Raw genomic sequence first — 20,250 nt, forward strand, 5'->3', positions numbered from 1 at the left:
CAGATGTTGGTTACCTAAGGGAAACAAAAATGCGACTCAACAAGTCGCATTTATTGAAAACTGAATCACTAACTGTCCAAAGAAAATACTAGATGACAAACCTCCCAGAGAGATTTGCAAAAGGGCTAACTTGAAATTTGACGAAAAAACTTTTACTCTCTAACGGAGATATTAAAAGTCTTCCTCTTGTAAACTATCTGCCAAATTTGCAAAATCCTCAATGGACAAAGCTTCACCACGTACATTGGGCTTAATGTTAGCCTTACCCAAAGCTTGCGTTAACCTTTTTTTTACCTCTTCTGACTTACCAAAGGCGCTGGTCAAGTTGTTCCAAAGAGTTTTGCGACGATGAACAAAGCTGATTTTTGAAACATGAAAAAAGAAATCTTCATTTTTGACTTGAACGAGTGGTTGTTTGCGACGAGTCATTTTTAAAATCGCAGAGTCCACATTTGGTGTTGGTACAAAGACTGTACGTGGTACAACAAAAGCAACTTTAGCTGTCATATAATATTGCACCGCAATTGATAATGACCCATAATCTTTGGTGTTTGGCTCTGCCGAAATACGGTCTGCCACTTCTTTTTGCATCATCACGACAAATTCCGCAAATGGGATTTTTGATGCAATTAAGTGCATCAAAATTGGTGTTGTGATGTAGTAGGGAAGATTTGCCACGACTTTAATTGGAAGGCTTGGGTTAGCAAATTCTTTGATACGACTTTGTAGGTCTGATTTCAAAATATCTTCATTGATAACTTTCACATTATCAAAATTGCGGAGCGTATCAGCTAAAATCGGAATCAAACGGTCGTCAATTTCAAAAGCCATGACTTCGGCAGCATTTTCAGCCAAAAATTCAGTCAAAGCACCGATACCAGGACCGATTTCAATAACATTGACGTTCTTATCAATTTCAGCAGTATCCACAATTTTCTGAAGAATGTTTGTATCTGTCAAAAAGTTTTGTCCAAATGATTTTTTAAACGTAAATCCATGACGCTCAAGAACAGCATGCGTCACACTGTAATCTGCAATTCTCATAGTATCTTCCTTATCCACAGGTTATCCCCAGAATAAAGTTTTCTTTCCTTTCATTTCTATCAATGCAAGTTACTATTGTATCACATCTGGCTCAATCGCAAAATGCTGCGACGCTTTCGCATGGTTGCTGTGATATGTAACTGTTTTTCAAGGAGGTACAGGCACTCACTACCAGCTTTCAAGATTTCAGCACCAAAATCCGTCTCTAGTAGTTCATTTAATATCTCTTGGTCAAGCTGGTCATTGGTAAATACCAAGTGAACACGTGAGTCATCGTAGCTTTCATCAAAGGGACTTTCAGAAAGAGCCGTCGTAAACCGTGCTTGCGTTTTGAGGATAACCGATAAATCAGCACCGATTTTTGCCTGAATCGTGTCATGAATCAATGCACAAACGTCATCGTCAGACAAGGTCGTCTCAAAAACGCTATTGCCACTTTGAATATATGTCTTAACATTGTCAAGACCTGCTTCTGTTAAAATCTCTGCCAGATAAGCCATTTTAGGAATACGATTCTGCCCAACTGGTGTAACTCCCCATAAAAGCGCAAAAGCGCCATTTTTTCATCCCTCATATCTCTCCATAGCTTCCTCTACTTCGGCTAAAGTGATGCCAAAGAGCTCTAGGCGTTTGAGAAGTTGTTTGCCGTTGCTGTAGCCAATGCGGAGCTTTTCGCCCAAATATTCACGGCGCCTGCGGCTATCATTTCCCATTAAAAGCCCCATACGCATTAGGTCAGCTCTTGTGATGTCGAATTGATTATCACCATCAAAATTTCCTAATACACCAGAAAGAGCTTTTTGCAAATCTTCGAAACTTGCGTGTTCAACACCGAGTGAACGCCCTTTACTTTTTGATTTTGGTGCAGCTTCATCACGATTTAAAAAAGCGTGTTTAACATTTGGGATAGCGTTCATGATGATTTTGCGAATGCGTTCTCCGTTATAATCTGGATCCGTAAAGACAATGACCCCACGAAGGTCATTTAATTTTTTGATACATTCAAGGTCACCTTCATTGATAGCTGACCCGCGAGTTTCATAGGTATCCACGTCATAAAAACGGCGCAAATTTGCAGTATCATCTTTTCCTTCAACGACTAAGACTTCGTATATTTTTTTCTTAATCAATACGGAACAACCTCACTGCATTGTCATAGGTAGCTTGTGCGACTTCTTTCACAGACAGACCACGAAGTTCTGCGATTTTCTCTACTACATAGCGGGTGTAAGCAGTTTTATTTTTACGACCACGTTTTGGAACAGGAGCAAGATAAGGAGCATCCGTTTCAACCAAAATCTTATCAAGCGGTAATTTCTGTGCAGCTTCTTGAACATCAAGCGCTTTTTTAAAGGTGACAACCCCTGAAAATGAAATCATCATGCCAAGATCGATAAAACGCTCTGCCATTTCCAAAGAACCTGAAAATGAATGAATAATTCCGCCGCGAGGCCCAACGCCTGCTTCTTTGATGACAGCATAAGTATCTTCAAGCGCATCACGAGTATGGACGATGAAAGGAAGGTTATGGTCTTTTGAAAGCTGAATCTGACGTTTAAAAACCTCAATTTGAACGTCCTTTGGGTCTTCCATCCAATGATAATCTAGCCCAATCTCACCAAGACCAATCACTTTGGGGTGTGATAGATTGGCAACAATCATATCCTCAATTTCTTGAGTATATGAACCTGCTTCCGTTGGATGCCAACCAATAATTGCATAGAGGTTGTCATAAGCATTTGCTAACTCTAAAGCACGATTGATAGTAGGATGATCAAAACCCACGACATTCATCTTGGTCACACCAAACTCACGTGCCAAAGCTATTTCCTCTTTTTCTTTACTTTCAAAATCATCCACATTAAGGTGAGTATGAGTATCAAATATTTGCATTATGTCTCCTTCGTTTATTTCTCTTATTATATCATAAAAACAGAAATCCTAAGATCTCCGTTTTAAAGCTATTTTGTTGTGAAATCTTGAAGTTGACCCGTATAGTTTGCCCAAGATTTTGACAAGAAAGCGTCATTAAGATGATAATTGGGTATAGCTTGTTTTTCTTCCAAAAAAGGAGCTATTGCCTTATCAAAAGCAAGCCATCCCTTCCAGCCCATATGGATTGTATCTTGCATAAAATAAGCTTTATTACCATCTTTTGAGAAGTCCGCTATATTTGTGAAGCCTTGACTCTCTAATTGATACTTAATTTTAGCTACTGCCTTTTGATACATCTCCTCATTAAGCCCTGTATAGGCAATCCATTTGCTATTGACAGAAGGAATAACAAAAATGACCTGACTATTGTTTTTAGCAAATTGACTCAGAACCAATTGTAAATCATTGTACTCAGGAGATCTGAGATAAGAAAACTTTTTTTGTGCTCCTTTGAGACGTTTTAGCTGATAACTGACACGCTGCGTGTAAAAACTGTTATCAATGTTAAAAGAATTATTCGTCGTTGACTTCTTGGCAATCTTTGTAGCTAATTTTTCTAAAGTTTTATAAGAAAAAGGCTGAGGAAGATGGCTAGCTTTCTTGACAACTTTTTCTTGGTAAGATCTTGAGAACGATAGTTTACTAAAGAGAGCGTCTTCTTTAAGAGCTATAAAACGTTCAACAGCTAAAATGTTCTTATCCAGACTGGATAAGGACTCTCCTTTTGAAACTTTAGCTACTAATTGATGTAACATCCCTTGGGGATAGAGTTTTAAAAAACGTTTAGCTGCATAGCGGTCATAGATGGTATCTGTTTGATTTTCCAAAAAACTGATCATCTGACCACTTGAAAAGTAATTTTGAAAAGCTGAAGCATTTGCTCCTTTTTTGACAAACCACTGTGGCGAAATAAAGTAAACTGCTTTTTTATTGCGCATCTGACTACTTATTTGTTGCATTCCAAAATATTGGGTCAGAGAAGCGGCTCCTTTTTGCCCTAGTAGATAAGGGGTATAGCTACGATTATAGGCTTCTGCCAACATAGATGGGTGGAAACTGTCCATACGATTCCACTCACTAGAGCCAAAAAAAGGAACAAAATTCTGCTTTTTATCGCTTAGCGCTCTGATTTTTTTAGCACGACTTTTAAAACTGATGTGTGTCAGAGCTACGGCATCATTTTTTTCTTCCTCAACAGAATGTGTTATTTTCGTAGGATAAACTATCAACAAAGCTAAAATAAGAAGAAAAGCGCAAACGACCGGCCCCAAAATCTGCCAAAGACGTCTAAGCATTGCGCAACTCCGTTATTCCAGCAATAATTTTATTAGCTGTATTCCAGTCGTCACGCCCAAACTCAGACACAGGGACAGTGATATCAAAACGGCTCTCAAGCTCCACAATCAACTCAACTGTACCCATGCTATCTAGTACACCTGCATCAAACAAATCCTCATCCATCATGTCAGAAACATCCTCCATGAATAGCTCATCAATAATTTCAATAACTTCTGATTTAATATCCATCATTTACTCCTTCATTTATTTAGGAAACCACAGTTGGTCTAAAAAGCCTGAGAATAATAAGAATGAGACCATCACAACATTAAAGGTAATGACAATACTCACCCCTCTAGTAAACCTATTTTCAGGAAGGGGGGGCTTACCAGTAGCTTTTCGTTCTTTATTTATTTTTTTCTTCTTACGTAGCCAAGCATCATTGATAATCAAACCTATTCCATGAAACAAGCCATAAGCGATATAATACCAGGTCACACCGTGCCAAAACCCCATGAGAAGCATATTGACCAGATAAGCAACACTTGATGTGGTATTGCGGTTTTTAAAGACCTTATTTTTAACTAAAATTTTTACCAAACGCATGAACACAAAGTCACGAAACCAAAAGGATAAACTCATGTGCCAACGATTCCAAAACTCTTTAAGATCATGCGATATAAACGGTTTATTAAAGTTTATCGGACTCTTGATACCCATTAAATTTGACATAGCTAGAGCAAAAAGCGTATAACCTGCAAAGTCAAAGAATAGGTCAAAACCAAAGACATACATGACACCTACTGTCGGAAGATTAATAACCCCACCATGCTCCAAAGCAAGCTCTTTTAGCGGTGGTAGAAGCAATTGTCCAAAAAAATAATCAATGATAAACTTATAAAGAAAACCTAACATGAGATACCAGATAGACTTCTCTAGCATATCAAGCAACTCATCGCGATCTGGGATACGTTCATAATCATCATTAAAACGTTTAAAACGATCAATCGGACCACTAGAAAAAGTAGGCAAAAACATCAAAAACCGTAGGAACTGCCACAATGTAAAATCTGTCAAAACACCATCTCTCATCTCAATAATCAGCCCAACCGCTCGGAAAGTGAGATAAGAAATTCCCAAAAAACCAAACAGACTCTGATTAACTGTGGCAATAGGCATTATCTTAACAAAAATAAGAGGCAAAACAGATAGAAGACACCACAAGTAAAAAATCCATTTGCCATTGCGTTGTCGTCTATAAACCTTATAAGAAAAGACAAGAATCGTTTCCCAAATAACATAGGCTAACAGCGACTTAAGTTGCAATTGTCCTTTCCCTGTCAACATCAAAATGATAAAGAAAAGACTGAATAGAGCCTCATAAATGGGAAAGCGTTTTTTGAAAAAGAGACCTATATAAATTGGCAAAACCGCCAAAATGAGGTAAAAGAAATATTGCAGATTACCATAAGCTTCCATGTGAGGGAGAGCATTCCATAATTGCATCATAAACGATTAACCTCGCTTATCAAACGTTTAATGTCAATTTTACCATTTGGTGTCAATGGTAGATCCTCTTTATAGAGAAATTTTGATGGCATCATATAATCCATCATAATCTCTTTCAAATCTGTTTTTATTGCCTTTGTAATATCCAAATCCCTCTCAAATTGTTGGCGAACACCTGTTTTTAAAACAATATAAGCCAAAAGGTTTTGCACTTTATGATCTTTATTGTAGCGTGGCACAGCAACTGCTGACTCAACATAGCGAGACTTTAACAAATTTTGTGAGACATCTTCTAGCTCAATACGGTAGCCGTTAAACTTAATTTGAAAATCCTTACGACCACCATAAAGCAAAAGCCCCTCGTCACTCATCTGACCCAAATCACCTGTATGATAAGCAGGCTGACCTTTAAAAATAAAGAAAGCTTCTTCTGTTTTTTCAGGATTGTTAAGATAACCTTTGGATACTGCAGGACCTGTGACGATGATTTCGCCTTGTTGACCATTTGCGACAATCTCACCTTCATCGTCTACAATGAAAGTAGGCGAATCTGGTTTTGGATAACCAATTGGCAAGCGTTTATAACTCTCTAACATCTCATTTGTAATAGCAACTGCTGACAAGGCAACGGTCGCTTCAGTTGGACCATAGGCATTAACAATACGAGCATGAGGAAAACGTTGACGCAATTTTTTAGCTGTCTTAACCGTCAATTCCTCACCATCAAAATAAAAATGTGTCAATTTTGGCAAATACTCCTCAGAAAAAGTATCTGATAATAAAGCCATATCCACAAAAGAAGGTGTTGAAGTCCAAACTTGAATCGGTAAATTCGAAATCGTCGCGAAAAGTTTTCTAAAATCACCAATAATCTCCTTTGGAAGAGCATAAAGCGTGCCACCCATAGCTAGCGTCGGTGCCCAATACATAACAGATAAGTCAAAAGAGTATGGTGGTTGTGCAAGCATTTGAGGCTGTTTAGGAACTGAAAAAGTCGCTTGACTAATCATCCAATTGGTAAAACTCAAGAGATTCTTATGCGAAATTTGGACACCCTTAGGCTGTCCAGTCGTTCCAGAAGTAAAGATAATATAATAATTATCATCCCCCTTAACAGGATGCACCAAGTTGTATGAGCTTTTCTTTTCAAAGATAGAGTGCAATTGTATCAAGTCTATAATCCTTACATCTGTCAGCGTTAATGGAAATTCCCCAACGCTAATCACGAGGCTAGGATGCGCAATAGCTATGATTGCTTCAATACGATCTAGCGCAGAGTGCTGATCAACAGGTATATAAGCATGACCAGACTTTGTCGCTCCAACAAAAGTTGCTAGCATCTCATACTCTTGTCCACCAAAAACAAGAATAGGTGACTGTGGATCCAATCCTAGGCTATCAATATAGGAAGCTAAACTATCGGAGTCACTCTTTAATTGTGCATAACTATATGTTTTTCCCAAAATATCATAGACAGGAAAATCAGGTTGCTGATGAGCAAACTCATCAATCGTTTCAATCATATCTCGTATCATAGATAACTCCTAAAATTCATTGTAGATAAAACTACCCTGACCACGACCAAGGTAATTAAAGAAGTAGAGTAGCATCATAAAGATAACAAAGAAAAACAACGTTTTTAATAAAAATCGGAGATACTTATTCATCTCGTACCTTCTCTCACATTGTATTAAACACTTACCTTTTTGAAATGAAAAATTAAAATGCTCACTTTCTTAACACTTATAATATAAGAGGAGAACCTCTACATTTTCTCATATCATTGTACTATGATTGTAGCAATAATACAAGAAAAAACCAATTGTGCTCATAGGTAACCGCTTTTAGTGCAAAAAGCCAACAGTCTCGAGTTTCCGTTGGCTTTTCCTTTATAAATCGTCTTAATTAAGCTGCCAATACTTTACGTCCTTTACGACGACGGGCAGCAAGCACACGACGTCCATTTTTAGTTGACATACGATGACGGAATCCGTGTTTACGTTGACGACGGATTTTACTTGGTTGATAAGTACGTTTCACTTTTAGTACCTCCTCATAGATTTCGTATTCGTTTAGCCGGCTATAGTTGATCAGTTACTAAACATACCTTATTATTTTACATCAGATACTATTTAGTTGTCAAGTGCTTTTTGATGATATGATTTGCCGACTTTAGCAAAACATTAATCTTTAACGGTGACGACAACATAACGATTAGGATCATTTCCTTCAGAGTAACTATCCACACCATTGATATGTGCAATCGTTTTATGAACAATCTTACGTTCGCTATTGCTCATCGGATCCATTCTAAAATCTTGACCACTAGCAAGAACACGACTCGCAATTTTCTGACTAAAATCTATCAAAGTCTCTGTACGATGTTCAACATAATCATGAACATTAACAGATACAGAAAAGGTTTTGGAATAGTGGTCATACAAATAATTCTGAGCTAATAGTTGTAGAGACTTTAAAACCTTGCCATGATAACCAATGATACGCCCTGGCTCTGGCGTCTCAATCTGCAAACTGATATGACGACGTTTGGTCATTATCTCTATGCTAGCCTCCAAATCCATCTCATAGATTATGCTTTCCACATAATTTTTCACTTGAGTAGCTGCTTCTAAAATATCTACTGTTTGCACTTTCGCCTTTTCATTATCAAAGCTTGATGCGACAAAAGTTTCAAAACTATCATCCGTTGCAGAAGATGCTGATGCTTCGTCTAAAGATTGACTCATCACAAGCTCACTATCGGTTTTCTTTTCCGTTTGAGTTTTAATCACATCTTGAGACACAACCACCTCACCTTTAGCAGAATATGGTTCATGACTTGTGTCTACAATAGTAACACTCTCACTTGGTTGCATCATATCTTGGTTTAAACGTTCTGTAATGCTGGTCACTTTATGATGTGCGGAGGAAACTTTAGCTGTTTTTTTTATCTCTAAGCTTTCAATATCAACTTGAGCAGGTCTTTTTCCGAAACCTAAAAATCCCTTTTTCTCACGTGCAATCACACGAATATGAGCTTTTAGGCGAGTCAAGTTTAGCTCATCAAGACCTTTAGAGATAGCTTCCTCTACTGTTCGCCCTGTAAATACTACCATATTAACTCCTTATTTCCGTTTTTTATGCGCTTTTTTCTGAGCACGACGGATACGTGCCTTACGCTCTTTTTCCTCTCTCGTTGCCACCTCACGCGCTTCAATAATTTTAAAAGGATTATTGAGTAACATGATTTGAAAGACCTGAAAAGCATTGGATACTGTCCAATAAAGAGCCACACCACTCGCAAAATTAAACCCAAAAATAAAAATCATTATTGGAAATCCATAGGTCATGATTGTCATCATTGGATTTTTCTCAGGAGCAGCTTTGTTAATCAACCAAGTTGACAAGAAAGTAAATAAAGCCGCTAAAAGAGGTAAGATAAAGTACGGGTCAGGTTTTGCGAGATCCAACCATAAGAAAGAGCCCTCACGTAAAAAAGAAACACGTGTCAAAGATTGATACAACGCCCACAAAATCGGCAATTGAATGAACAAAGGAACAAAACTTGCATAAAGGCTGACGCCATTTTCCTTGTAGAGCGCTTGCTGTGCTTCTGCTAATTTTAGACGACTATCGCTGTCGCGCCCTGCATATTGACGTTGTAATCCCCTTAACTTTGGCTGCAACTCTTGCATCTTCTGACTAGACTTCATCTGTTTACTAAAGAGAGGCATCAAAGCAGTTCGCAAGATAATAGTAAATAAAATAATCCCAATCGCTACACTTCCACCAAATGATAACCAGTCAATGGCCTTAGCAAAGCTGTAAACAATCTGACTCCAAGCTCCTTTTGAATGTCCTGTGACATCATCTCGTCCACAAGCAGAAAGCACAAGCAGTGCTAAGCTACCCAACCCCAATAGTTTAACGTTTTTTTTCACCTTCTATACCTTCCTGATAAATCGTTGCTAATCTTAAGACATGCAAAAGATTTTTTTTCATCTCGTGATAATTCAGTTGCTCAACACCTGACCTTGCAATCACCACAAAATCCTCTGGCATGAGAAAGGGCTTTGCTTCCTGCAGAATATGACGAAGGCAACGCTTGATGCGATTACGTGCTACAGCATTCCCTAGCTTTTTACTCACCGATAGTCCAACACGAAAATTCTTCTGCTCTATCTTTAGATGATAAATAACAAATTTTCGATTGGCAACACTCCTACCCTCATGAAATATCCTTTGAAAATCTTTATCACTCTTTACACGATAGGTTTTCTTCACAGTCCACTCCAAGTTTTCTATTTCTTTTTATTATAGCATATTTTCCCCATTAAAGCATCCCTCTTAGTAGCTATTTTCTTAATAAAACATAAAAACCAGACAGCGTCTGGTTTTCCTATATAAGAATGTTTGTACCAATTTTTAAATGACGCTCTTTTACCAACTAGCAGTTACCCCAAAGTGATCACTAAGAACAGGAGAGCTGTTTCCATTAAAAACTATTTGTGAGCTCTTAATGGGTGTATCTAAGTTTGTAAAGATATAATCAACTTTCAGAGCCTTTTTATTTCCTTCCCAACCATCAATATTAGCTTTGATAGTATGATTACCTGAAATCTCACTGGCAACGGTGTGACTGTCTCTTAAATCTAGCTTACTGTCAAGCACCATCTGATAACCTTCATAGCCATAAGGGTTGTTGAAATCCCCCATGATAAGGACTGGCATCTCTTTAGCAAGCAAAGCATCTTCCAATTTTTTCCATTCACCTTGAAATCCCTTATTCCACCATGATAGATGAACACTGACTGCTAAGATAGATTTTTGATTTAGCTCTGTCTTGACAGCCAAAGCCCGACGGGTGTGATAATCTGCCTCTTCATTCACATCAGATACCAAAATATCAAAAACTTCAATTGGTTGCTTAGATAAAATAGCAACTCCCTCATGATACTTATCATAACCGATATGATTGTAAGCCCAAGACCAATAGTAAGTTTTGCCTTTTTCTAAAAGTGCTAAAATCAAGAGCAAGGCGTAATTATCTACATGAATAGCAGGTGATGCCTTTAAAGCTTGATAGTGAGGCACGCTAGTCGCCACTTGACTGGTCATTTCTTGATTGATTTCCTGTAGACAAATAAGATTGTAATCATTTGTTGCGATATCATCTGCCAACTTTGCTAATTTTTCTAAAGGATTATTTTCCAACCAAGAATGCGTATTTAGGGTTAGAACCTTTGTTCCATCCTTTCCTATGTTATTTATCATTGAAGTACCTCATCACTTTAATTTAAGAAGAGTCTAGAAGCAATTGCTCTAAACTCGACATTCATTATATACTTAATGGTTAGAGTTCAACGGTTACAACTGGGGTTTTCGCTACTTGTTTACCCTCTTTGTTTAGTATCACACTCTTAATTTCAGCAGTATTTGTAAAGGCAACGATGATTGTTGTTTCACGTCCTGCTGCCTTGATTGCATCAAGGTCAGCTACAAGAAGCAAATCGCCCACTTCTACACGTTGACCGTCTAATACTTTAGCAGAAAATGGAGCTCCATTTAGTGCAACCGTATCAAGACCTACATGAACAAGGACTTCAAGACCGTTATCAGTCAATAAGCCGAGAGCATGTTTTGTTGGAAAGACACTGGTTACGATACCAGACACAGGTGCATAAACATTGCCATTTTCTGGTTCAACTGCAAAGCCATCACCCATCATTTTTTGTGAAAAGACAGGATCTTTGACAGCTGTAATAGGAATTACCTCACCGTCAGCTACAGAGGCAACCGTATCGCTCACCCCTTTAAACGGATTAGCTTCTGAAGGCTTGTCCTCAACTGCTCCAAGGTCGATTGTCGGAATATCAACGCCTGAATCAAGAAGATCTTGGATGTCCGATTTCAGAACATCAGCTTTTGGCCCATACACAGCCTGAACACCTGAGCCCTTAATAATCAATCCCATGGAGCCCGCACGTTTCCATGCATCTTCACTACCAACTTTTTTGACATCATTAACCGTTATGCGAAGACGAGTCATACACGCATCAACATCAGCGATATTTCCTTTACCGCCAAGAAGATTGATAATGGTAACAACTTGTGAATTGACGGGAACGTCAACACCAGCAGTTGCAGTATCCGTTGTCACATCAGAATCATCATAGTTACCGTTACGTCCTGATGTAGCAAGATTAAATCTCTTAATCATAAAATTAGAGATGAAGTACATAGCAACACCAAAAAGAGCGGTAACCCAGATAAAGTTCAACACATCTCCTAATAGTCCTGCTTTAATCGCCATTGGTACACGGGTCAAGAACTCGATATTACCAAATGAATGGACACGCAAATGAACGAGGTCAGCCATCGCAAAAGCACACCCTTGAACAACAGCGTAAACAAGATAGAGCGGAAGAGCCGCAAACATAAACATATACTCAATAGGTTCAGTAACCCCAGTCAAGAATGTTGCTGCTGCTGCCGAGAGGAACATAGACTTGTATTTGCGTTTTTTATCGTCATCAACATTGCGGTACATAGCAAGAGTAAGTCCCATAAGAACACCAGATGCACCAATCATCTGACCGACTTTAAAACGTGCTGGAGTGACCGTGTGCAAAAGATCATTATAAGCGGCAGTATTTCCTGAGCCTTTAAGATTGATAAGGTCAGTGACCCAAGCAAGCCACAGTGGATCTTGACCTAGCACTTGTGTCCCTCTAGCGGCACCTGTTAGGACAGTATAAGTACCACCCAGTTGTGTATAGTTCATTGGGATTGTCAACATGTGATGTAATCCAAATGGAAGGAGCAAACGCTCAAGAGTACCGTATAAGAATGGTGCTAAAAATGGTGCTGTATCTTGTGAGCTTGCAATCCACATACCAAAATCGTTGATACCTGCTTGGATAAGTGGCCAAATGACAGCAAGAACAAGAGCTACAATTGTTGAACGTAGAATAACGACGAACGGAACGAAACGTTTTCCATTAAAGAATGAGAGAGCATCCGGAAGTTTACGGAAATTGTAGTATTTGTTGTAAGCTGTTGCACCGACAAAGCCAGAGATAATCCCAACAAAAACACCCATATTGAGCGCTGGTTGACCTAGCACGTTGATGAAATAATCTGAGATGTGCATCACTCCGCCAAAGACATTGTGAACTGTGCCTTTTCCTGAGGCGATTTGATCAACACTAACACCGTAGAAGTGACCTGTAATCAAGTTAATCAAGATAAAGGCAATACCTGCGGCAAAAGCACCACCTGATCGCTCTTTTGCCCAACTACCACCGATAGCTAAGGCAAATAAAATATGCAGATTGTTGATAACTCCCCATCCGATTTGGGCAATAATATTACCAACTGTCGCCAGAATATGTGAGTTAGCATTGATAAGAGGTAGTGAGTTACCAACGCTAACCATCAAACCAGCTGCTGGCATAACAGCGATAACGACCATCAAAGCCTTGCCAAATTTTTGCCAAAATTCAAAGCTGGTCAAATTTTTGAACAACTGTTTCATATAGAGAACTCCTTTTCAGGTTACATTTAGCTCAATTTTGTGCAACCGTTTGCATTTGTTGACTCTATTTTATCATATTTTTTCATTTTGTAAACCTTTTCTAGAAAAAATATTTTTTATTTAGCAAGAATTTTCGCAATGACAAAAAGTACTTTTAAAGTAAGGGCTAACTTGACGAATGAGTTAATTCTAAGGCATAGCTAATAGCAGAAAGAGCATACAAGGGAGCTGTCTCTGCTCGCATAATCCGAGGTCCAAGACCAACTGTTTTTGCTCCTAGTCTCTCAAATGCAGCCATTTCATCTGGTGATATGCCCCCTTCTGGACCAAAGATAAGGAGGATTTTGTCGTTTTTAGACACATCACCTAAACTCGCCACAAAAGCTGTTTGCTCTCCTTTTTTGGCTGATTCCTCATAGGCGACAAGAACCTTGTCAAACTGCTCAAACCGTGCTAGAAAGTCTTTCTGACTAGCAAAGAGTTGCACATCAGACACATGATTTCTCTTACTCTGTTCGGCTGCACCTAGGGCAATTTTTTCCAGTTTTTCTGCTTTTTTAGCTAATTTTTTACTGTCCCACTTGACAACCGACCAGTCAGCTGGAAAAGCCCATAACTGACTTGCCCCTAATTCAGTTGTTTTTTGAGCAAGAAACTCTAATTTATCCCCTTTAGGAAAACCGCATGCAATCGTCACTTGAACAGGCAATTCCACCCAATCGGGCAAGGCTTTGACCAGCTTAAAACGACAGTCCAGCACATCAACTACTCGTGCCACATGTTTCACACCGTCATCAAAGACCAAGACCACCTCATCGTCCTCTTTCAAACGCATGACCTGAAACATGTGCTTAATAGTATCTTTATCTCTGATAGTGACTTCTGAACTTGCCTGTCCTTTTACAAAATACTGTTGCATTTATCCTCCTACAACACCTGAAATATCCTTTGTTTTCTTGAAAACACAAGCATGCCATTCCCCTTGAATCATCAGAGTTTCTAGGAAAAATCCTGCTTTCTCAGCCGACTCTCTCACCATTTCCCACTTGGAGGCGATAATCCCACTCATAATCAAGTAACCCTCATTTTTGAGCAGACGATAAGCATCATCTGTCAAATGTACTAAAATATCTGCTAAGATATTCGCCACAATCACATCCGCTTCTCTTTCTACTCCTCGCAAAAGGTCACCCGTTGCCACAGTGATATTATCAGTATGTTCATTCAAGTCAATATTTTCCTGAGCCACGCGCACTGCCACATCATCTAAATCATAAGCATAAATCTCTTTTGCTCCCAAAAGTGAACTAGCAATCGCTAACACACCACTTCCAGTCCCAACATCCAGCACCGTCTCACCCCCACGCAAAACCTGCGAAAGGGCAAATAAACTCATCTTCGTTGTCGGATGTGTTCCTGTTCCAAAAGCCATACCAGGATCCAGACGAATAACCTTTTCATCTGCTGTTGCTTCGTATTCCGTCCAAGACGGCACAATCGTTAAATCGTGCGTGATACGAGCAGGTTCATAATATTTCTTCCAATTATCCGCCCAGTCTTCCTCCTCCAAATCCTGATGAGAAAAATGGACTGTTGCTGGATTGATAAAATCACTCACTTTCTCCAAACGCTTTCTCAACTCAGCTACCACATCTTCAATAGCTACATTTTCTGGATAATAAGCAATCATGGTAATTTGTTCAAGTTGCTCCTTTTCAGGCACAATCTCCCCAAATAAATCCGCTTTGTTCAAATAATCTGCCGTATCTTCAATAGCTACCCCTTGAGCGCCTTGCTCAATCAAGAGATTAGAAACAATCTCCTCTCCCTCTCTATCTAGAGTCACCTTTAACTCTTGCCACATAATTACTCCTTATAGTTCTCTTTCTTCAATCTCTTTTAGGCTAATGCCCTCTTTATTTTTCCATTCAACTCGTCCATTAGCACTCATACCAAGAACAAACATCACTGCATAAGACGCACTATTAAAAAGCTGGTCTTCTTGTAAAACCCCATCCTTAATAAGCTGTTTTTCCATCAACTCAAGTCGCAAATCAATTATTTTTGGTGAAATGGCATGCCGAGCCTCTGCCACATCAATCATGCTCCCTTTCAAAACAACAAATCCTTCCGATGTCTGCTTACAAGTCGCCTGAATCGCTTTGTTAGATTTCTTTGTGCGACGTTTTAAATAAAGAAGGTCGTCATTCTGACCTCTTTCAGACTCAACTGGTTCTTTCTGGTTAATCGGCACAAACAATTTATAACCTAAACTACCAATAATCATCAGAGTATTATCGAGAATCTCGTCCAATTCTGCCTGTTTTTCTTCCGTCACATGACCAGGATTGGGGTCATTGTTATTTTTGACCACAAAACGCCCTGCCTCCTTAGCTAGATTGGTAAAGGAATTTTCCAAATAACTGATTTCTGTTGAACCAAAAGAGTTGTTTTGAGTTGTCAAAATCATGACATCATTAAAATAATCAGCATGAGCATCTCTCGTATGCTCTAACACTCGAAAAAGAACTCCCTCACCATTTTTTCTAGTCGTTGCCTGTCCGATATAGGCCATCTCCTTTTGCGTCTCATCATCGCGACCCAAAAGAAAATAAATACCACTTTGTTTCAAGTCTTCCCTATCTTTGACATCTTTCAGATACTTACGAGGAATCTTATAAAGCACCCCTGTCCAATTGGAGAGGGTACACTTCATTCGACCTGTCACATCACCATCCATCAGAAAAATATTGATATTTTTGCTCCTAGCCATCAACTAATACCTCGGATAAGGGTGGAAATCTTTTTCATCTACCCCTGCTCTGCCATTTTCAAAAGCCTGCTCGTCCCAAGTCATGGAAAATTCTTCTGCCGTATCGTCTGCCAAAAAGTCCATGAGGTCATCTATCCCCTTATGGGCAGTTTCGGCTAGAAAATCAACAAAATAAGCTAAAAATTCGCTAGATAATCCCTTTTTCTGCTCATAGGGAATGGTTGTGAGGTAATCCCCGGCATCAACCTTAGACTTCATGGGATTGTAAAAAAGAACAGCCTCCTCAAAGAAAATATCATCTGCCGTTTCATTGCCTTCATCGTCCACTGTTGCAACGCCCGCAGCATTTTTTACCTCTAACAAAAAAGCCAACTCCACCGCATGATTCTTCTTATCCCAGTTTATCTCGTAATCATAGGGAAAGTTCCTACTCATCATTTCATCTAAAACATCTAAAAATCCGTACTTGCTCATCTTGCCTCACTTACCTTAGAATATGATAGAATATATAGATAAGTGTACCATAAATCCCATAAAAATAACAGAAAGGACAAACCATGAACGACAATCTAGCACTTCGTATGCGTCCAAAAACCATTGACCAGATTATCGGACAAAATCATCTGGTTGGAGAAGGTAAAATTATCCGCCGTATGGTAGAGACAAAACGTCTATCCTCCATGATTTTATACGGTCCCCCAGGGATTGGAAAAACCAGCATTGCCTCTGCTATTGCAGGCACTTCAAAATATGCCTTTCGTACCTTTAATGCTACCATTGACAGTAAAAAACGTCTACAAGAAATCGCTGAGGAAGCCAAATTTTCAGGCGGTCTAGTCTTGCTCCTTGATGAGATTCACAGACTAGACAAAACCAAGCAGGATTTTTTACTTCCTCTACTTGAAAATAGTACCATTACTATGATTGGTGCAACCACAGAAAACCCATTCTTTTCAGTTACCCCTGCCATTCGCAGTCGAGTTCAGATTTTCGAACTAGAGCCTCTGACCAATGATGATATTAAAAAAGCTGTTTTAATAGCTGTCACAGACAGGAAGAGAGGTTTTGATTTTCCCATTGAACTAGACCCTGACGCTCTTGATTTTATCGCAACCAGTACCAACGGTGACGCTCGCTCTGCCTTAAATGCACTCGAATTAGCTGTTCTCTCTACTTCTGAAGAAACAGACGGCACACGGCATATCACCCTTGATATTATGGAAAATTGCTTTCAAAAAAGCTATATTACAATGGACAAAAGTGGAGACGGACATTATGATGTCCTATCCGCTCTCCAAAAATCCATTCGAGGAAGTGACGTCAATGCCAGTCTTCACTATGCAGCTCGCTTGATTGAAGCTGGTGATTTACAAAGTCTAGCCAGACGGCTCATGGTCATCGCCTACGAAGACATTGGACTTGCCAATCCAGATGCTCAAATCCACACGATGGCAGCTCTTGATGCTGCTCAAAAATTAGGATTTCCAGAAGCTCGCATTCCAATTGCTAATATCGTCATCGACTTAGCACTCTCTCCGAAATCCAATTCAGCTTATATGGCAATGAACGACGCTCTTACTGATTTGCAAAAACAAGGACATCTGCCTATCCCTCGTCACATCAGAGATGGTCACTACAAAGGTAGCCAAAAACTAGGTAATGCTCAAGGTTATCTCTATCCCCATGATTTTCCTGAAAAATGGGTTGACCAGCAATATTTACCCGATAAAATCAAACACGCCAACTATTTCACCCCAAATCAAACGGGTAAATATGAACGCGCATTGTCGGCTAACAAAGAGCGTATCGACTATTTATTGAATGAAAAAAGGGCATTAAAGAATAGTACTATCCTTTAGCAATCGTTTTCCAAAAAAATAAAATTTTCCTCTTGAAATTTTCTGAGAAAATGGTATCATAGGAGTATAGAAATATGCTGTGGCATACGAATTCACAGCGAGTGTTGACCGACTATTTTCTGTATTTTAGGGAAACATAAGTCTTCTAACAGTGTGCAAGCCGTTCCATGCGGAAGCGACTGAAGTTAGAGCGAGTTGCCCACCTGCTTATTTGTGCGGGTTCAATACAAAACGTGAATCACGGTGCCAATACAGCAACTAGCCTCCTTAGCTCAGTTGGTAGAGCAGTGGACTCTTAATCCATGGGTCACAGGTTCGAGCCCTGTAGGGGGCATTATAATATGCTTTGAAAGCCTTGTTTTAAAGGCTTTTTTCTTTTTTGGCACAAACCGCATTTTTCTGTGATAACTTATGACAAATAATGTCATGTTTTTTATAACGTTTTTCTTCTAAGAGATGACCGTACGTTTTCGTTACCTGCTCAATATCTCTGTTCCCACCACATTTGAGACAATCCAAATACCATTAGCCAACAAATAATACAGCAACTTATTTACATCTGCTGATGTCAGAACATCTATACGTTTTAACCACCTTATGCTCAAAATCAATACACTCCCAAGTCAAACCTAGATTTTCACCAGTTCGCAAAACTATTTTCAATGCTACAAGTATGAAAAAGACGACTTCCAATCGGAAATCGTCTTTTTTAATATTGTTGAAGATCCTACACCTAGACTTCAGTAGCTCTTCTATGTGGCATTTTGTTTTTTTATTATATTTACTGAAATCATCTACTGATTTTCAACTACTAGGAATATCTAAATCTAGCTTAGTAGAAAAATCCTTCATACTTACTATCCGAGAAACAATTTTTGAACATTCTTCACACTGTTAAAGTGTTAAACTTGATTTATCACGAAAAATGTTATAATCATCAATCATCCATTGCAGCCTTCCATATTTCTATGTCTACGACACGATTCGCTACATGCTCTATAAAGTAATAATCATGACTAACAAAAACCAAAATACCTGAAAAAGTGTTTAAAACTTTCTCACAAGCTTCGATGGTTTTCATATCGAGAAAGTTGGTAATTTCATCTAGCAGCAAAACATCCAAGTCACTGACCAACAAAGCCAAAAAGCTGATTTTCACCCGCTCACCTTGGCTGAGGTCTTTGATTTTCCGAAAGACTTTCTCTCTTTTAAAATCCAAAAGGGCGAGTAAGGTTCTCAGCTGATTTTCATCCAAACGTCCATCCGCTTTTTTGCTCACCGCTACTAAAACGGTGTCGTTGCTATCTAGAAAATCCAGATGTCTCTGGCGAAAATAGCCAACTTTATAGGCTTTTGGAAGCACCTTCATCAAGTAATTTAAAAAAGTAGTTTTTCCAGATCCATTAGCTCCCTTGATAGCCAACCTATCACCGCTTTTAAGCGTCAAGTCTTGTGACTTCCAAAGAAGTCTCTCACCGACAAAGGCGCTGTAAGCTGGTACGACTAACTGCCTTTTCGGACGGAGACTGACCTGAGTCAAAAATGAGATGCCATAGTCCTCTGTCACTTGCTTAGGTGGCTTGAGCTGGTTTAGCTTGTCCTCTTGTTGTGTAATCCCCTTTTGCAGTTTCTTTTGCTTGACATTGATAGTCGTTTTCACCCCTGCAATACGGTACTCAGAAGTGCTCATTTTTCTAGGCTTGCCCTTCTTCTTATCTTTCTTTTCCTTCATCTGCTGGAGCGATTTCTTGATTTTTCGCTTTTCACGCTCATAATTTTTGAGCTCACTTTGATAATGGCTGGTCTCGTAAGCTCGCTCGATCAGATAGTCCTCATAGGTACAGTCGTACTGCTTGACTTTCCCTTGCTCAATGACCCAGATTTTAGTAGCAACTTCTTCTAAAAGTGCCCTATCATGGCTAGCGATACAAAAGCTAGACGGAGAGCGCTTAATCATGGCGACAACTTTTTTTAAAATTGCGATTATCTAGATAAGTCGTCGGCTCATCAAGGAGGAAAAGGTCAGTGGGCGTCCTAAGAAGCTCTAAAAAATTTGCAATAGCAAGCTCACCACCACTTTTAAGGTCATCATCAGTCAATATCAGCTCACCAAAACAAGTCGAAGCATTGCTAGAAATGCTCCCCGAAAAATCTGTCAACTCACCTGATATTATCTTAAGTAGACAGGTCTTGCCAGCACCATTTTTCCCAATGAGACCGATGATATCTCCCTCCTCGATGGTCAGCTTATCTAACGAAAATAACTCTTTTCCCTCTATCTCTAAATGAATATCCTTTAATACGTGTAATGTCAT

The 20,250-nt window shown here is 39.2% G+C and carries 21 protein-coding genes, 1 tRNA gene, 1 other RNA gene and 1 pseudogene; 3 read left to right on the forward strand and 21 right to left on the reverse strand.

Annotated features, from left to right (window positions below; translation table 11 throughout):
* Nucleotides 1-171: 171 nt before the first annotated feature.
* The 19 genes and pseudogenes from rsmA to NXS10_RS02620 form a co-directional block, all read right to left on the reverse strand.
* The gene (gene rsmA, locus NXS10_RS02530; RefSeq protein ID WP_259137352.1) at nucleotides 172-1,044 is read right to left on the reverse strand and encodes a 16S rRNA (adenine(1518)-N(6)/adenine(1519)-N(6))-dimethyltransferase RsmA; all 873 of its coding nucleotides are present in this window, start codon (nucleotides 1,042-1,044) and stop codon (nucleotides 172-174) included.
* Between the two features lie 80 nt (nucleotides 1,045-1,124).
* A pseudogene (locus NXS10_RS02535) lies at nucleotides 1,125-1,592 on the reverse strand (DUF1697 domain-containing protein); the annotation flags it as partial.
* 15 nt (nucleotides 1,593-1,607) lie between these two features.
* Nucleotides 1,608-2,174, reverse strand: coding sequence for a ribonuclease M5 (gene rnmV / locus NXS10_RS02540; protein WP_259137354.1), 567 nt, complete (start codon nucleotides 2,172-2,174; stop codon nucleotides 1,608-1,610).
* Nucleotides 2,167-2,940, reverse strand: coding sequence for a TatD family hydrolase (locus tag NXS10_RS02545; protein ID WP_259137617.1), 774 nt, complete (start codon nucleotides 2,938-2,940; stop codon nucleotides 2,167-2,169). Before NXS10_RS02545 ends, rnmV begins: the two co-directional genes overlap by 8 nt.
* Nucleotides 2,941-3,005: 65 nt before the next feature.
* Nucleotides 3,006-4,274 (reverse strand): D-alanyl-lipoteichoic acid biosynthesis protein DltD, encoded by a 1,269-nt coding sequence (dltD, locus tag NXS10_RS02550; RefSeq protein ID WP_259137356.1) that lies wholly within the window; start codon nucleotides 4,272-4,274, stop codon nucleotides 3,006-3,008.
* On the reverse strand, nucleotides 4,267-4,506 hold the full coding sequence (gene dltC / locus NXS10_RS02555; protein ID WP_259137359.1) for a D-alanine--poly(phosphoribitol) ligase subunit DltC: 240 nt from the start codon (nucleotides 4,504-4,506) through the stop codon (nucleotides 4,267-4,269). The genes dltD and dltC overlap by 8 nt, the downstream gene beginning before the upstream one ends.
* 15 nt (nucleotides 4,507-4,521) lie before the next feature.
* Nucleotides 4,522-5,766 (reverse strand): D-alanyl-lipoteichoic acid biosynthesis protein DltB, encoded by a 1,245-nt coding sequence (gene dltB, locus NXS10_RS02560; protein WP_259137362.1) that lies wholly within the window; start codon nucleotides 5,764-5,766, stop codon nucleotides 4,522-4,524.
* Nucleotides 5,763-7,301, reverse strand: a complete 1,539-nt coding sequence (gene dltA / locus NXS10_RS02565) for a D-alanine--poly(phosphoribitol) ligase subunit DltA (RefSeq protein WP_259137365.1) — start codon at nucleotides 7,299-7,301, stop codon at nucleotides 5,763-5,765. Before dltA ends, dltB begins: the two co-directional genes overlap by 4 nt.
* Before the next feature lie 9 nt (nucleotides 7,302-7,310).
* A complete protein-coding gene (locus tag NXS10_RS02570; RefSeq protein ID WP_259137367.1) occupies nucleotides 7,311-7,433 on the reverse strand; it encodes a teichoic acid D-Ala incorporation-associated protein DltX in 123 nt (40 codons plus the stop codon).
* Between the two features lie 238 nt (nucleotides 7,434-7,671).
* Nucleotides 7,672-7,806 (reverse strand): 50S ribosomal protein L34, encoded by a 135-nt coding sequence (gene rpmH, locus NXS10_RS02575; RefSeq protein WP_002953513.1) that lies wholly within the window; start codon nucleotides 7,804-7,806, stop codon nucleotides 7,672-7,674.
* A gap of 143 nt (nucleotides 7,807-7,949) precedes the next feature.
* Complete coding sequence (jag, locus tag NXS10_RS02580) at nucleotides 7,950-8,882, reverse strand: RNA-binding cell elongation regulator Jag/EloR (protein WP_259137369.1); 933 nt, start codon at nucleotides 8,880-8,882, stop codon at nucleotides 7,950-7,952.
* A gap of 9 nt (nucleotides 8,883-8,891) precedes the next feature.
* The gene (locus NXS10_RS02585; RefSeq protein WP_259137371.1) at nucleotides 8,892-9,707 is read right to left on the reverse strand and encodes a YidC/Oxa1 family membrane protein insertase; all 816 of its coding nucleotides are present in this window, start codon (nucleotides 9,705-9,707) and stop codon (nucleotides 8,892-8,894) included.
* Nucleotides 9,691-10,050 carry a ribonuclease P protein component gene (gene rnpA, locus NXS10_RS02590; protein ID WP_259137373.1) on the reverse strand — a complete coding sequence of 120 codons (360 nt, stop codon included), beginning with the start codon at nucleotides 10,048-10,050 and terminating at the stop codon, nucleotides 9,691-9,693. The genes NXS10_RS02585 and rnpA overlap by 17 nt, the downstream gene beginning before the upstream one ends.
* A gap of 156 nt (nucleotides 10,051-10,206) precedes the next feature.
* A complete protein-coding gene (locus NXS10_RS02595; protein WP_259137375.1) occupies nucleotides 10,207-11,040 on the reverse strand; it encodes an endonuclease/exonuclease/phosphatase family protein in 834 nt (277 codons plus the stop codon).
* A 79-nt stretch (nucleotides 11,041-11,119) separates the two neighbouring features.
* On the reverse strand, nucleotides 11,120-13,303 hold the full coding sequence (locus NXS10_RS02600) for a PTS transporter subunit IIBC (RefSeq protein WP_259137376.1): 2,184 nt from the start codon (nucleotides 13,301-13,303) through the stop codon (nucleotides 11,120-11,122).
* A gap of 166 nt (nucleotides 13,304-13,469) precedes the next feature.
* Complete coding sequence (locus tag NXS10_RS02605; protein WP_259137378.1) at nucleotides 13,470-14,222, reverse strand: 16S rRNA (uracil(1498)-N(3))-methyltransferase; 753 nt, start codon at nucleotides 14,220-14,222, stop codon at nucleotides 13,470-13,472.
* Nucleotides 14,223-15,167, reverse strand: a complete 945-nt coding sequence (prmA, locus tag NXS10_RS02610; protein ID WP_259137379.1) for a 50S ribosomal protein L11 methyltransferase — start codon at nucleotides 15,165-15,167, stop codon at nucleotides 14,223-14,225.
* Between the two features lie 9 nt (nucleotides 15,168-15,176).
* Complete coding sequence (locus tag NXS10_RS02615) at nucleotides 15,177-16,076, reverse strand: GIY-YIG nuclease family protein (protein WP_259137381.1); 900 nt, start codon at nucleotides 16,074-16,076, stop codon at nucleotides 15,177-15,179.
* 3 nt (nucleotides 16,077-16,079) lie between these two features.
* Nucleotides 16,080-16,550 (reverse strand): DUF3013 family protein, encoded by a 471-nt coding sequence (locus NXS10_RS02620; protein ID WP_259137383.1) that lies wholly within the window; start codon nucleotides 16,548-16,550, stop codon nucleotides 16,080-16,082.
* 83 nt (nucleotides 16,551-16,633) lie between these two features.
* Here NXS10_RS02620 and NXS10_RS02625 point away from each other — a divergent pair, with 83 nt between their 5' ends.
* The 3 genes from NXS10_RS02625 to NXS10_RS02635 all read left to right on the forward strand — a co-directional run bounded on the left by NXS10_RS02625 (nucleotide 16,634) and on the right by NXS10_RS02635 (nucleotide 18,269).
* Complete coding sequence (locus NXS10_RS02625; RefSeq protein WP_259137384.1) at nucleotides 16,634-17,935, forward strand: replication-associated recombination protein A; 1,302 nt, start codon at nucleotides 16,634-16,636, stop codon at nucleotides 17,933-17,935.
* Nucleotides 17,936-18,006: 71 nt separating this feature from the next.
* Nucleotides 18,007-18,197, forward strand: a non-coding RNA gene (gene ssrS, locus NXS10_RS02630) — 6S RNA.
* Nucleotides 18,197-18,269, forward strand: a tRNA-Lys gene (locus NXS10_RS02635). Before ssrS ends, NXS10_RS02635 begins: the two co-directional genes overlap by 1 nt.
* Before the next feature lie 603 nt (nucleotides 18,270-18,872).
* On the opposite strand, the gene NXS10_RS02640 is transcribed toward NXS10_RS02635, so the two are convergent.
* Both NXS10_RS02640 and NXS10_RS02645 read right to left on the reverse strand, forming a co-directional pair.
* Entirely contained in the window at nucleotides 18,873-19,892 is a 1,020-nt protein-coding gene (locus tag NXS10_RS02640) for an ATP-binding cassette domain-containing protein (protein ID WP_259137385.1), read from the reverse strand.
* Nucleotides 19,885-20,250 carry an ATP-binding cassette domain-containing protein gene (locus NXS10_RS02645; RefSeq protein ID WP_259137386.1) on the reverse strand — a complete coding sequence of 122 codons (366 nt, stop codon included), beginning with the start codon at nucleotides 20,248-20,250 and terminating at the stop codon, nucleotides 19,885-19,887. Before NXS10_RS02645 ends, NXS10_RS02640 begins: the two co-directional genes overlap by 8 nt.

The organism is Streptococcus sciuri, assembly GCF_024814375.1.
Lineage (GTDB): Bacteria > Bacillota > Bacilli > Lactobacillales > Streptococcaceae > Streptococcus > Streptococcus sciuri.